The 12955-nt window shown below is 73.0% G+C and carries 13 protein-coding genes; 4 read left to right on the forward strand and 9 right to left on the reverse strand.

The genetic code is table 11. The features are described 5' to 3' along the window. Positions 1-6 precede the first annotated feature (6 nt). From AC2YHB_RS01380 to AC2YHB_RS01395, 4 genes are read right to left on the reverse strand one after another with little or no spacing between them, the layout of a single operon-like run. Positions 7-1782, reverse strand: coding sequence for a sugar phosphate isomerase/epimerase and 4-hydroxyphenylpyruvate domain-containing protein (locus AC2YHB_RS01380; RefSeq protein ID WP_218864697.1), 1776 nt, complete (start codon positions 1780-1782; stop codon positions 7-9). Continuing rightward, a complete protein-coding gene (locus tag AC2YHB_RS01385; protein WP_036550391.1) occupies positions 1779-2633 on the reverse strand; it encodes a shikimate dehydrogenase in 855 nt (284 codons plus the stop codon). Before AC2YHB_RS01385 ends, AC2YHB_RS01380 begins: the two co-directional genes overlap by 4 nt. Then, positions 2630-3106 carry a type II 3-dehydroquinate dehydratase gene (gene aroQ, locus AC2YHB_RS01390; protein WP_487353299.1) on the reverse strand — a complete coding sequence of 159 codons (477 nt, stop codon included), beginning with the start codon at positions 3104-3106 and terminating at the stop codon, positions 2630-2632. The genes AC2YHB_RS01385 and aroQ overlap by 4 nt, the downstream gene beginning before the upstream one ends. Further along, positions 3103-4479: an MFS transporter gene (locus AC2YHB_RS01395; protein WP_179649319.1), complete on the reverse strand. Its 1377-nt coding sequence runs from the start codon at positions 4477-4479 to the stop codon at positions 3103-3105. Before AC2YHB_RS01395 ends, aroQ begins: the two co-directional genes overlap by 4 nt. 111 nt (positions 4480-4590) lie before the next feature. Between AC2YHB_RS01395 and AC2YHB_RS01400 the strand changes: the two genes are divergently transcribed. From AC2YHB_RS01400 to AC2YHB_RS01410, 3 genes are all read left to right on the forward strand, one after another. Further along, a complete protein-coding gene (locus tag AC2YHB_RS01400) occupies positions 4591-5577 on the forward strand; it encodes a LacI family DNA-binding transcriptional regulator (protein ID WP_036550394.1) in 987 nt (328 codons plus the stop codon). A gap of 320 nt (positions 5578-5897) precedes the next feature. Then, positions 5898-7568, forward strand: coding sequence for an MDR family MFS transporter (locus AC2YHB_RS01405; protein ID WP_487353300.1), 1671 nt, complete (start codon positions 5898-5900; stop codon positions 7566-7568). Further along, on the forward strand, positions 7565-8026 hold the full coding sequence (locus AC2YHB_RS01410) for a MarR family winged helix-turn-helix transcriptional regulator (protein WP_036550396.1): 462 nt from the start codon (positions 7565-7567) through the stop codon (positions 8024-8026). Before AC2YHB_RS01405 ends, AC2YHB_RS01410 begins: the two co-directional genes overlap by 4 nt. Positions 8027-8104: 78 nt before the next feature. Here the strand turns inward: AC2YHB_RS01410 and AC2YHB_RS01415 are convergent, their stop codons facing one another. Together AC2YHB_RS01415 and AC2YHB_RS01420 are read right to left on the reverse strand one after the other, a co-directional pair. Next, positions 8105-9706: a glycoside hydrolase family 13 protein gene (locus AC2YHB_RS01415; protein ID WP_487353301.1), complete on the reverse strand. Its 1602-nt coding sequence runs from the start codon at positions 9704-9706 to the stop codon at positions 8105-8107. Then, the gene (locus tag AC2YHB_RS01420; protein WP_207008706.1) at positions 9703-10398 is read right to left on the reverse strand and encodes a hypothetical protein; all 696 of its coding nucleotides are present in this window, start codon (positions 10396-10398) and stop codon (positions 9703-9705) included. The genes AC2YHB_RS01415 and AC2YHB_RS01420 overlap by 4 nt, the downstream gene beginning before the upstream one ends. A gap of 119 nt (positions 10399-10517) precedes the next feature. Here AC2YHB_RS01420 and AC2YHB_RS01425 point away from each other — a divergent pair, with 119 nt between their 5' ends. Beyond that, positions 10518-11204, forward strand: coding sequence for an iron-dependent transcriptional repressor DtxR (locus AC2YHB_RS01425; RefSeq protein ID WP_036550400.1), 687 nt, complete (start codon positions 10518-10520; stop codon positions 11202-11204). On the opposite strand, the gene AC2YHB_RS01430 is transcribed toward AC2YHB_RS01425, so the two are convergent. Genes AC2YHB_RS01430 through AC2YHB_RS01440 form a run of 3 tightly spaced genes read right to left on the reverse strand, consistent with a single transcriptional unit; the run spans position 11191 to position 12932 of the window. Then, on the reverse strand, positions 11191-12042 hold the full coding sequence (locus tag AC2YHB_RS01430) for a Sir2 family NAD-dependent protein deacetylase (protein ID WP_179649323.1): 852 nt from the start codon (positions 12040-12042) through the stop codon (positions 11191-11193). The genes AC2YHB_RS01425 and AC2YHB_RS01430 overlap by 14 nt on opposite strands. 4 nt (positions 12043-12046) lie before the next feature. Next, positions 12047-12688 (reverse strand): protein-L-isoaspartate O-methyltransferase family protein, encoded by a 642-nt coding sequence (locus AC2YHB_RS01435; RefSeq protein ID WP_179649325.1) that lies wholly within the window; start codon positions 12686-12688, stop codon positions 12047-12049. Continuing rightward, positions 12666-12932 (reverse strand): DUF2277 domain-containing protein, encoded by a 267-nt coding sequence (locus AC2YHB_RS01440; protein WP_036550403.1) that lies wholly within the window; start codon positions 12930-12932, stop codon positions 12666-12668. The genes AC2YHB_RS01435 and AC2YHB_RS01440 overlap by 23 nt, the downstream gene beginning before the upstream one ends. Between the last annotated feature and the right edge of the window lie 23 nt (positions 12933-12955).

Here is a 12955-nt window from a genome sequence, read left to right on the forward strand (position 1 = left end):
CAGTGGTCATCGCGGGGACTGCGCGGCCAGCCGGACGTGCGTGTTGGCAGCGCCGTAGCCGTCGTAGCCGCCGCGCCGCTCGAGCAGCTCGATGCAGAAGCCCTGCGGCAGCACCGGGGTGTAGGCGTGCAGCAGCTCGCCCTGCGCGCTGCGGTCGTAGAGGGCGCCGTGCTCGCGCAGGGTCGCCACGAACGCGGCGTCGAGGTCGAGGCGCGCCTCGAGGTCCACGTAGTAGTTGTCCGGGACGGCCATCAGCGGGACGCCGGCCGCCCGCAGGCGGCGGACCTCCGCCAGCAGGTCGGTGCAGCCGAAGGCCACCTGGACGACGCCCGTCGGGCGCGGCACGTCGGCCACCTCCGCGACGTTGACCACCACGCGCAGCTCGCCCTTGGCGGGCCGGAACGCGCGGCTGCGGATGCGCCCGTGCGGGTCGATGAACTCCTCCAGCGGCGCGGGCTCCAGGCCGAGGAGGGTGCGCAGGAAGGCCACCTCCTCGTTCAGCCGTCCCGCCGGTACGGCGACGCCGAGGTGGTCCAGCCCCACCCACCCCTCGGGCGAGCGCCCCGGCGCGGCGGCGAAGTCGCGCTGCCAGTCGTCCTGCTCGCCGGCCGGCGCGCTGACGAAGACCGGGACGCCGGCAGGGGAGGTGATCCCGGGCAGCAGGCTGTCGCCGGGGGTGCGGGAGACCGCGACGCTCGGCCACAGGAGGGCCTCCGCGCGCTCGGCGACCTGGGCGACCGGGGAGGCGACGATGCCGAGTGCGGGCTCCGTGGCGGCGGCGTTGACGAGCACGTCGGCGCTCCCGTTGCGCCACCAGGCGACCGGCTTGTGCCGGTGCCAGCCGGCCAGGGTGAAGCCGAGCCGCACCAGAAGGTCGTCGGTCGCCGGGCCGGCGGGCAGCTCGAGGAAGGCGGCGTCGGCGCGCTCCGGCACCGCCGGGGCGAGCGGCGTCCCGCCCGGGCGGAGCCGGGCCAGCTCGTCCTCCAGGAACACCAGCGAGCGGAGCGCGTCGCGCGCGGTCTCGGCCGCCGGGGCCTCCCGGACGACGTCGCTGAACACCTCGAGGGACAGCGGGCCGTCGTACCCGGAGCGGATGACGGCGTCGACGACGCCGGAGACGTCCATCGTCCCCTGGCCGGGGAAGCAGCGGTGGTGGCGGCTCCACTCGAGGACGTCCATGTCGAGCAGCGGCGCGTCCGCGACCTGCAGGAAGCCGATCCGGTCACCGGGCACGCCCTCGAGCGCCTCGGGCCCATCGCCCCGGGAGAGCATGTGGAAGGTGTCGACGGCGAGGGTCACGGCCGGGTGGGCCGCGCGCTGCACGATGTCCCACGCCTGTCCGACCCGGTGCACGTGGCGCCCCCAGGCGAGTGCCTCGAAGGCGAGCACGAGGCCGCGCTCGGCGGCGAGGTCACCGAGGGTCGCCAGCTGGGCGGCCGACAGGTCGGGGTCGTCGATCGCGTCGGGCTGCACGTTGGAGCACAGCAGCACCGCCGGCGCCCCGAGGGCGGCCGCCACGTCGAGCTTCCGCGCCACCCGTCGTACGACGGCAGGGAAGTCGGACGGCGCGACGCCCTCGACGTCCCGCACCGGCTGGAACAGCTCGACGCGCAGACCGAGGTCCGCGCACCGGGCGGCCACCTCGGCCGGGCTGAGCGGGGACGCGACGAGGTCGTTGTCGAACACCTCGATCCCGTCGAAGCCGGCGGCCGCCGCGGCGTCGAGCTTGTCGGCCAGCACGCCGGAGAGGGACACGGTCGCGATGCTGCGGCGCAGGGTCATGACGACGTCAGCTCCGCGAAGTGGCGGGCGATCCGGTCGGCGTCCGCGCGGCGTCCGGTGAAGAGCTCGAACGCGTCGACCGCCTGGCCGACGGCCATCCCGCCACCCGGCAGCACGCGGCAGCCCCGGCCGCGGGCCAGGGCGACGAGCTCGGTCTCCAGCGGGAAGTAGACGACGTCGGCCACCCACAGCCGCTCCTCGACGAGCGCCGCCGGGACCGGCAGGCCGGCGTGGCCGTGCATGCCGATCGGGGTCGCGTTGACGAGTCCGTCGGCGTCGGTGATCGCGGCGGCGACGTCGGTGACCGCGTCGATCCGCTCGGCCGCGAACCGCTTGCCCAGCCGGATCGCGGCGGCCTCGGCGCGGTCGATGTCGGTGTCGTGGATCGCGACGTGCGCCGCGCCCTGGTCGAGCAGCGCGTAGGCGACGGCCAGGCCCGCGCCGCCGGCGCCGACCACGACGGCGCGGTCGGTGACCGCGTCGGGGAGCGTGCTGCGGAAGGCGCGGCCCCAGCCGGACCAGTCGGTGTTGTGGCCGACCAGCCGGCCGTCGCGGATCACCACGGTGTTCACGGCGCCGAGGTCGTCGGCGGCGCGGGACACCTCGTCGAGCAGGGGCAGCACCGCCTGCTTGAACGGGTGGGTGATGTTGAGGCCGTCGAAGCCGAGCGCCTGGGCCCAGTGCACGACGGACGGCAGATCCTCGACGGCGAGGCCGCGGACCTCCGCGTCGATGCGTCGGTAGGTCAGGTTCAGGCCGTGGGCGCGGCCCTCGGCCTCCTGCATCGCGGGCGTCAGGGAGCGGCCGATGCCCGCGCCGACGAGGCCGAGCGCGAAGGACGTCCCGCTCATGACGCGACCTCCTCGACCGCGCCGGCGACCAGGTGGGCGACGTGCTCGACGGCCATCGCGTAGCCACGGGCGCCACAGCCGGTGACGACCCCGTCCGCGACCTCGGCCACGAACGAGTGGTGCCGGAAGGCCTCGCGGCGGTGGATGTTGCTCAGGTGCACCTCGACGACGGGGCCCTCGACCACGGCCAGCGCGTCGCGCACGCTGACCGAGGTGTGCGACAGGGCCGCCGCGTTGATGACGACGCCGGCGGCGGTACGCCGCAGCTCGTGGATGGCGTCGACCAGCACGCCCTCGTGGTTGGTCTGGCGGAAGTCGATGTCGAGGCCGAGCCGGTCGCCGGTCTCGAGGCAGAGCTTCTCGATGTCGGCCAGGGTCGCGGTGCCGTAGGCCTGCGGGTCCCGCTCGCCGAGCAGGTTGAGGTTGGGGCCGTTGAGCACGGCGACCACCGGGCGTCGTACGGGATCGCTCATCGGGCCAGCTCCGGGACGCGCAGGGCGGCGGCCTCGGCGCGGGTGCGGCCGACCTCGGGCGTGGGGACCCTGTGCGTGCCGGACGGGCCGCTGAGGACGGCGATCGCGGAGATCCCGCAGGCGGCGACGACGAAGGCGGCGACGCGGTACCAGTTGGCGGCGTCGCCGTCGATCAGCCAGCCGGCGATGGTCGGGGTGAAGCCGGCGAGGGCGAAGCCGAACTGCGTGCCGACGGCCATGCCGGAGAGGCGGACCGAGGTGGGGAAGTACTCCGCGTAGGTCGCGGGCCAGACGGCGTTCGGCATGCTGTAGACGACACCGGCCAGCGCGATGCCGCTGACCAGCACCAGCGGCACGTTGTGCTCGGTGATGGACCACAGGAAGAGGGTCACCAGCGCGGCGCTGCCGACGAGGCCGGTGAGGAAGACCGGCTTGCGGCCGATGCGGTCGGACAGGCTGGCCCACAGCGGGATGGTGCCGACGGCGACGATGTTGGCGATGATCGCGAGCCACAGCATGGTGGTCTTGCTGATCTCGATGCCGTAGTCCTCCGACGTCGCGAGGTTGAGCGCGAAGACAGCGAACATCGTGTTCACGACCGCCACGAACGCGGCGAAGAAGACGCGGAGCACGCCGGCCCAGTGGTGCCGGAAGAGCACGCCGAGCGGGGCGGCGGCCTTCTCCTGCCGGTCCTGCTGCTCGGCCTCGCGGTGGAACTCGGGGGTCTCGTCCAGCGTGCGGCGGATGAGGAAGCCGATGAGCACGACGGCGGCGCTGAGCCAGAAGGGCACCCGCCAGCCCCAGCTGAGCAGCGCGTCCTCGGGCAGGACCGCCGCGAGCGGCAGGAAGACTGCCGGGGCGAGGATCTGGCCGCCCTGGGTGCCGCTGAGGGTGAAGCTGGTGAAGAAGCCGCGGCGGTCGTCGGGGGCGTGCTCGAAGGACATCGAGTTCGCGCCGGCCTGCTCGCCGGCGGCCGACAGGCCCTGCAGCAGGCGCAGCGTGACGAGCAGCGCCGGCGCGAGCAGCCCGACCTGGTGGTACGTCGGCAGGCAGCCCACGAGGAAGGTCGAGATGCCCATCAGCAGGAGGGTGCCGATGAGGATGCGCTTGCGGCCGAGGCGGTCGCCGATGTGGCCCATGAAGAAGGAGCCGATCGGGCGGGCGACGTACGCGACGCCGAAGGTCGCGAAGGAGGCGATGCTCGCCGCCGTGGCGTTGCCCTCCGGGAAGAAGATCTTGGGGAACACCAGCGCCGCGGCGGTGCCGTAGATGGCGAAGTCGTAGTACTCCAGCGCGCTGCCGCACCACGCGGCGAGGGCGGCCTTCCGCGGGGTGCGGACCGGGGTGAGGTCCGCGGTGTGGTCCTGGGACATCGGAACTGCCTTTCTCCGTCGCCTCCACTGTGGACGCGATCTGCGCAGGACGCTACGAGTGGCGCCCGTCACATGGCAATCGTTTGCCATTTGTTGCCATACACTGCTCGCATGACGCTTCCGAAGCGGGTCACCATCACCGACGTGGCCGAGGCGGCCGGGGTCGCGGCCTCCACCGTGTCCCGCGCGCTGAGCACCCCGGGGCGGGTCAACGCGACCACGCGGGAGCACATCCTCGAGGTCGCCGAACGACTCGGCTACGTGCCGAACCCGAGCGCCCGGGCGATGAGCTCGGGGCGCACGCACACCTTCGCGCTGCTCGTCCCCGACATCACCAACCCCTACTTCGCGGGCGCGATCAAGGGCGCCGAGCGGGCGGCCGCGGCGGCCGGCAAGACGCTCGTCCTCGGCGACACGCAGGAGAGCCCGTCGGTCGAGCGGGAGCTGGTCCAGCGACTCGGCCCCGCCGTCGACGGGCTGGTGATCGCGGCCGCCCGTGGCACCGACGAGGACCTCGCCGCAGCCGCTGGACGACACCGGCTGGCGCTGGTCAACCGCACCCTGCCCGGTGTCGCCGGCGTGCCGAGCGTGGTCGCCGACTACGACGCCGGCACCCGCCAGATCGTCGACCACCTGGTCTCGCTCGGCCACGAGTCGCTGGTCTTCCTCGCCGGGCCGCACGAGTCGTGGTCGGGGGCGCGGCGCTGGGCGGGGCTGCTCGCCGCGGCGGAGTCGTCGGGCGTGGCGGCGCGCCGGCTCGGCCCCTACCAGCCGACGCTCCAGGGCGGCCCCGCTGCCGCCGACGCGGCGCTCGCGGCCAGGGCGACCGCGATCGTCTGCCACAACGACATGCTGGCCATCGGCGTGCTCCGCCGGCTGGCCGGCCGGGGCGTCCGGGTGCCCGACGACGTCAGCGTCGTCGGCTTCGACGACATGTTCGGCGCCGACTTCTGCCAGCCCGCGCTGACCACCCTCGCCGAGCGCACGGAGGACGCCGGCGCCTGTGCCATCGACCTGCTGCTGCGACCGGGGTCGGCGGCGACGGTCGTCGTACCGACACAGCTCAAGGTGCGCGACTCCACCGGTCCCTGCCGTTAATCCATTGTGCGGCGCCGGAGCCCGACCTACGGTTGTCGCACACGGGAAAGGAGGTGGTCCGAAGAATGATTTCTCATCGGATGCGTGAGGTGGCTGCTCGCTAGCAGCCCGCAGTACGTACTACTTCGGCTGCGACGCGAATCCAACAGCAGCCACCCGACCCGCAGGTGAGTCCGGATCATCCACCGGACGGGGCTCGTCCGAGCCGCACCTGCGGGTCGCTGCATTTCCGGGTGCTCGCTGGGGGCCGGTCGACCGGCCCATGTCTGACCGGTCACAGAAAGTTGCCGTCGTCAACCAATCTGAGATATGGTTGATCCATGTCAACTACTTCATCGGCGACCGCCGAGCCGGGTCAGATGACCCACCGCGAGATCATGGAGGCTCTGACCGGGCTCCTCCTGGCGATGTTCGTCGCCATGCTCTCGAGCACCGTGGTCAGCAACGCGCTGCCCGCGATCGTGACCGACCTGCACGGCAGCCAGACCGGCTACACGTGGGTCGTCGTCGCCACCCTCCTCACGATGACCGCGACCACCCCGATCTGGGGCAAGCTGGCCGACCTGTTCAGCAAGAAGCTCCTCGTCCAGGCTGCGCTGGTCATCTTCTCCATCGGCTCCGTCGTCGCCGCGATCGCGCCCAACATGGGCGTCCTGATCGGCGCGCGCGCCTTCCAGGGCCTCGGCGTCGGCGGCCTGACCGCGCTGGTGCAGGTCGTCATCGCCTCGATGGTCTCCCCGCGCGAGCGCGGCCGCTACAGCGGCTACATCGGGGCCGTCTTCGCCACCGCGACCGTCAGCGGCCCGCTGCTCGGCGGCCTGGTCGTCGACAGCCCCCTCGGCTGGCGCGGCTGCTTCATGATCGGTCTCCCGGTCGCGGCGATCGCGTTCGTCGTACTCCAGAAGACGCTGCACCTGCCGACGGTCAAGCGTCAGGTGAGGATCGACTACCTCGGCGCGACCCTGATCATGGGCGGCATCAGCCTGATCCTCGTGTGGGTCAGCCTGGCCGGCAACAACTTCGACTGGATCTCCGGTACGTCGGCCGCACTCGTCGCCGCGAGCCTGCTCCTGATCGCCGCGGCCCTGTGGGTCGAGGCCCGCGTCGCCGCCGAGCCGGTCATCCCGCTGCGCCTCTTCCGCGACCGCACCACCGCGCTGGCGACCGCCGCCTCGGTGATGATCGGTGTCGCGATGTTCGGTGCGACGGTCTACCTGAGCCAGTACTTCCAGCTCGCCCGTGGGATGAGCCCGACCGAGGCCGGCCTGATGTCGATCGCGATGGTCGGCGGCCTGCTCGTCTCGAGCATCATCAGCGGCCGGGTCATCACCCGCACCGGCCTGTGGAAGCGGTGGCTGGTCGGCGGCATGGTCTTCGTCATCGCCGGCATCGCGCTGCTCGGCACCATCGACGCGGAGACCCCGCTCCTCGTGGTCGGCGCCTACATGGCGCTCACCGGCATCGGCCTCGGCGCGACCATGCAGAACCTCGTGCTCTCCGTGCAGAACAACACCGCCCCCGAGGACCTCGGCGCCGCCAGCTCGGTGGTCGCGATGTTCCGCTCCATCGGCGGCTCGGCCGGTGTCGCCGCGCTCGGCGCGGTGCTCGCGCACCAGGTCACCTCCAGCGTCAAGGACGGCCTGGGCGCGCTGCTCGCCTCCGGCCAGGTCAGCCCGGAGCAGCTCGCGCAGATGCAGCACTCCACCGGCGACATCCCCGACCTGGCCGCGCTGCCCGCGCCGATCCGGGCGCTCTACGAGGCGTCCTTCGGCGAGGCGGTCGGCCACCTGTTCATGGTCGCGGTGCCGTTCGCGATCGTCGCCTTCGTCTGCATCCTCTTCATCAAGGAGGTCCCGCTGCGGACCACCACCGGCAGCCCCTCGGTCGCCGAGTCGGAGATCGAGGCCGGCGTGGTCGCCACCGGCGAGGCCGTCGACTACCCGGCCTTCGACGTGGAGGGCGAGGGCGCGCGGGTGGGTGAGCGGCGATGAAGGTCGCGGCCTCCCGGACCGACACGCTGCGTGAGCTCGAGGGCGAGGTCGGCGTGCTGATCCGCCGGATCCGCAGGGTCATCGGCGAGCGGGCCCGGGCCGTGCACCCGGAGCTGCTGCCGGCGTCGTACCTCATGCTGAGCTACGTCCGCGACAACGGGCCGCTGCGGGCCTCGGCCATCGGCCAGGTCTTCGACATCGACAAGGGCGCGATCAGCCGGCAGGTCCAGCACCTGATCGACCTCGGCCTGCTCGACCGGTCGCCCGATCCCGCCGACGGCCGGGCCACCCTGCTGACCGCGAGCGAGGACGCCGTGCGCCGGCTCGAGCAGGTCGCCGACGACCGGCGTCAGTACCTCGCCGACCGGCTCGGCGACTGGTCCGCCGAGGAGGTGGCGGCGTTCACGGCCTCCCTGCGCCGCTACAACGACGCGCTCAACGAGCCCGGCGACCGCTGACCTGCGGTAGTCCCTGACGAAAAGCACCGGATCCCGCACGGATCCGGTGCTTTTCGTCAGGGACTACCCCTGCGGCGCTCAGCGGAGCCAGGCCGCGGTGTCGGGTGGGAGGACACCGCCGGGCAGCGGGCCGCTGCTGATCAGGACCTCGCCGTCGGGCAGCCCCGCGGGGCGGTCGCCGGTGTTGACGGCGACGGTGACGTCGCCGCGGCGGATCACCAGCACGTCGTCCTCCGCCACGGCGGTGGTCGCGTCGGGCACGCCCTTGAACACCGCACGGCGCACGGCGAGCGCGCGGCGGTAGAACGCCAGCGTCGAGTCCGGGTCGGCCTGCTGCGCCTCGACCGTCAGCCCGGCCCAGTCGTCGCGCTGCGGGATCCACGGCTGGGTGCCGTCGGCGCCCCCGAAGCCGTACGGCGGCGCCGAGCCCGACCACGGCAGCGGCACCCGGCAGCCGTCGCGCCCCGGCTGGCCGGTCCGGAACCACGACGGGTCCTGCCGGGCCTCGGGCGGCACGTCCACCTGCTCCAAGCCGAGCTCCTCGCCCTGGTAGAGGTACGCCGACCCGGGGAGCGCCAGCATGGCGAGGGTCGCGGCGCGGCCGCGGGCGATGCCGGCCGGCCCGCCGCCGTACCGGGTGGGGTGGCGGACGACGTCGTGGTTGGACAGCACCCAGGTCGGTGCGGCCTCGGCGGTCGCCACCGCCGCGATCGAGGACGTGATCACCTCGGCGAAGTCCGCGGCCGACCACGGGGTGCCGAGCCAGCCGAAGTTGAACGCCTGGTGCAGCTCGTCGGGGCGGATGAACTCGGCCATCGACTCAGCGGTCTGGGTCCACGCCTCGGCGACGGCCATCCGGTCGCCGGGGTACTCCTCGAGCACCTTGCGCCAGCGGCGGTAGACGTCGTGGACCTCGGGCTGCTCCCACATGGGCTCGTCGCGCAGGGTCCGCTCGACCATCGACTCGGGCTGGCTCTTCTTCTTGCCCTTCGCCTTCTTCGTCTCCTTCGGCAGGACCTGGTCGCGCAACGAGGCCTCCTTGTAGAGCCCGTGCGCGACGTCGACGCGGAAGCCGTCGACGCCCCGGTCCAGCCAGAAGCGCAGCACGCCCTCGAACATGTCTCCGACCTCGGGGTTGCGCCAGTCGAGGTCGGGCTGGGAGCTGTCGAAGAGATGCAGGTACCACTGGCCGTCGGGCACACGCGTCCACGCCGGCCCGCCGAAGATCGAGCTCCAGTTGTTCGGCGGCTCGCTGCCGTCGGCCCCCTTGCCCTCGCGGAAGAGGTAGCGGGCGCGCTCCGGCGAGCCCGGCCCGGCGGCGAGGGCCGCCTGGAACCACACGTGCTGGTCGGAGGTGTGGTTGGGCACCAGGTCGACGATCACGCGCAGCCCCAGCTCGTGGGCCGTCGCGAGCAGGGTGTCGAAGTCGGCGAGGTCGCCGAAGAGGGGATCGACGTCCTCGTAGTCCGCGACGTCGTACCCGTGGTCCTTCTGGGGGGAGCGGTAGAAGGGCGTGATCCACAGGGCGTCGACGCCGAGGTCGCGCAGGTGGGGGAGCCGGGCGGTGATGCCGGGCAGGTCGCCGATGCCGTCGCCCGGGACGGGCATCCCGTCGGCGAAGCTGCGGACGTAGACCTGGTAGACGACGGCGTCGTACCACCAGGGATGGGTGCTGGTCATCGGAAGTCCTCCGGGTCGATCGCGATCCAGACGTGCTCGGCCGTGGCGACCACCTCGTCGCCGGGCCCGTACAGCGTGGCAGCCGTGAACGTCTTGCGCCCGTCGAGGCGCCGCTGCTCGCCGACCACGACGTAGCGCTCCGACGTGCGGGGCAGCCGGTGCACCTCGACGGTGATCCGGCCGAGCACCGACGGACGGCCCTCGAGGTCGCTCGACCAGCCGCCGGTGCAGTCGAGGGCCGCCCAGGTGACCGGGACGGTGCTCTCGTACGGCGTCCAGGTGGCCGCGACCCGGTCCGTACCCACGGCTCCCGGGAAGATCCGCAGTCCGTCGCCGGGTCGGCGGGCGGGCCCGCACACGAAGCAGCCCGGGAAGGGGTGCGTGCGGTGGCCCGGGTACGACGCCTCCGCCTCCGCGGCCTCGCGGGCCGGCGCGGGCGCGACCGGGGTCGGCGCGTGCTCGGCGTACGACGCCTCCGCGACGAGGCTCCCGTCGTGGCTGATCTCGGCGCCGTTGGCCGTCGCGGTCAGCGGCATCGGCGTCTCGAGCGGCGGCGGCTGGCGCAGGGTGACGGTGACCGCGCGCCCCAGCGCCTGCCCGGGCATTCGCGCGGCGAGGGCACCGGCGACCCAGCCGCTGTTGCCCGAGCGTGGCGGGCCGTTGAACCGGTGGGGGACGAGCAGCGTGGTCACGATCCCAAGCCTGCCAGCAACATAGGAACACGGCCGGCAGCGCGGCGGGACGCGGCGCCGGGCAGCGTGCTGACCCCCTCCGCGGTAGACGCGCTCGGCGAATGCGACAGAATGGGCAGGTGAGCGACCTGATCGACACCACCGAGATGTACCTCCGCACGATCTACGAGCTGATCGAGGAGGGCATCGTCCCGCTGCGGGCGCGCATCGCCGAGCGCCTGCACCAGAGCGGGCCGACGGTGTCGCAGACGGTGGCCCGGATGGAGCGCGACGGTCTGCTCACGGTGGAGGGTGACCGCCACCTCGAGCTCACCGAGGACGGCCGCCGGCTGGCGACGCGCGTCATGCGCAAGCACCGCCTCGCCGAGCGCCTGCTGATCGACGTGATCGGCCTCGACTGGGAGCAGGTCCACGAGGAGGCCTGCCGCTGGGAGCACGTCATGTCCGAGAGCGTCGAGCGCCGCCTGCTCGAGCTGCTCGACCACCCGACCGAGTCGCCCTACGGCAACCCGATCCCGGGTCTCGACGAGCTGGGCGAGGCCAAGCCGGTCCAGGACTTCATGGACGACGTCGAGCCCCTCTCGAAGGCCGCCTCGAAGGACTCCTCCCGGGCGCTCGTGCGTCGCATCTCCGAGGAGATGCAGAAGGACGAGGCGTTGATGAGCGCGATGCGCCGCGTCGGTGCGCTGCCCGACAAGACGATCACCATCCAGTCGACGGCCGACGGCGTGCTCGTGGGCTCCGGTGGTGAGACCGCGGAGATCTTCCCCGAGGCGGCCGATCACATCTTCGTCAAGAAGCTCTGACGGCGGCGAGCGCGGTCAACCACTCGCTGGTCCCCGCCTCGACCTTGTACGACGCCAGGTCGTCCCCGCGGGTCGTCCCCCGGTTGACGATGACCACCGGCGTGCCCTGCCGGGCGGCCCGGCGGACGAAGCGCAGCCCGCTCATCACGGTGAGGCTGGACCCGGCGACGAGCAGGCAGCCGTCGGTGCCGGCGAGGGCCTCGACGGCGGCGTAGCAGCGCTCGACGCGCGGCTTGGGGACGTTCTCGCCGAAGAAGACGACGTCCGGCTTGAGCGCTCCGCCGCAGTCGAGGCAGGGCGGCACCACGAACCCGGCGGTGTCCTCGAGGTCGACGTCGCCGTCGGGGCGGACTGCCACGTCGGCGTGCGCCGCGGCCCAGCCGGGGTTGGCGTCCTCGAGCCGTTGCTGGAGGGCGGCGCGCGGCGTCGTACGACGGCAGGCGAGGCAGATGACGTCGGCGATCCGTCCGTGCAGGGCGACCGTGCGGGGCGTCCCGGCCGCCTCGTGGAGGCCGTCGACGTTCTGGGTGATGACCAGCGCGGCGCCGAGGGCGGCGACGGCGCGGTGCCCGGCGTTGGGCTCGGCCCGTCCCATGCGGGACCAGCCGAGGTGGCTGCGCGCCCAGTACCGCTGCTGCGCGGCCGGCCCCGACACGAACTCCTGGTAGGTCATCGGCATCCGCGCCGGCGCCCCCGGGCCGCGGTAGTCGGGGATGCCCGAGTCGGTCGAGAGGCCCGCCCCGGTCAGGACCACGAGCGGTCCGGCGGTGCAGCGCTCGAGCGCGGGGTCCTGCTGACCGACCCCCTGGTGCCCGGGCTGCTGGCCGACGAGTGTCACCCGATCAGGATACGAGCGGCACGAAGACGTAGCGGCCGTGCTCCTCGACCTGCGGGGTCGAGCCGGGCCGCCGGTGGATCCGCAGCATCCGTCCGCGGACCGGGCCGACGAGGGTGCCGTCGGGGGTGAGCTGCTCGACCAGCGGCACCGGGACGTGGGCGGCGTCGGCGGACACGAGGATGCGGTCGTACGGCGCGCCGTCGGGCCAGCCGAGCTCGCCGGGGAGCGCTTGGTGGAGCTCGATCTGCGGTAGTCCCTGACGAAAAGCACCGGACGCGGACGGATTCCGGTGCTTTTCGTCAGGGACTATCCCGAGGGCGCGACCGCAGGAGGCCAGCACCTCCGGGATGATCTCCACGCCGGTGACGTGGCCGTCCGGGCCGGTCAGGTGGGCCAGGAGGGCGGTCGTCCAGCCGGAGCCGCAGCCCACGTCGAGCACCCGGTCGCCGGGCCGGACGGCGAGGAGCTCGAGCATGGCGCGGACCGTCGACGGTTGGGAGTTGGTGACGTCGTACCCGATCGGGAGGGCGCGGTCGACGTCGGCGAACCGTTGCTGGTCCGGCGGCAGGAAGCGCGCGCGGGGGACCGCCGCGAACGCGGCGGCGACGCGGGGATCCCGGGGATCACCCGTAGCGGAGCCGCGCACGCTCGCGCGCCTTCTCGGCCTCGACCTCCCGGTTCTTCGGCGGCGCCGTGGTGACCAGGTCGTCGAGGAGGTGCTGGGTGATGTGGGCGATCTCGTGGACCGCACGGTCGAACGCGGCCTGGTTGGCCTGGCTCGGCTTCGTCGTCCCGCTCACCTTGCGCACGAACTGCAGGGCGGCAGCGGTCACCTCGTCGGTGGTGGCCGGCGGCTCGAAGTTGTTGAGCGGACGGATGTTGCGGCACATGCCTCCACGGTACGCCGCAGCGC

This window comes from Nocardioides sp. SRI_004 (assembly GCF_057586415.1).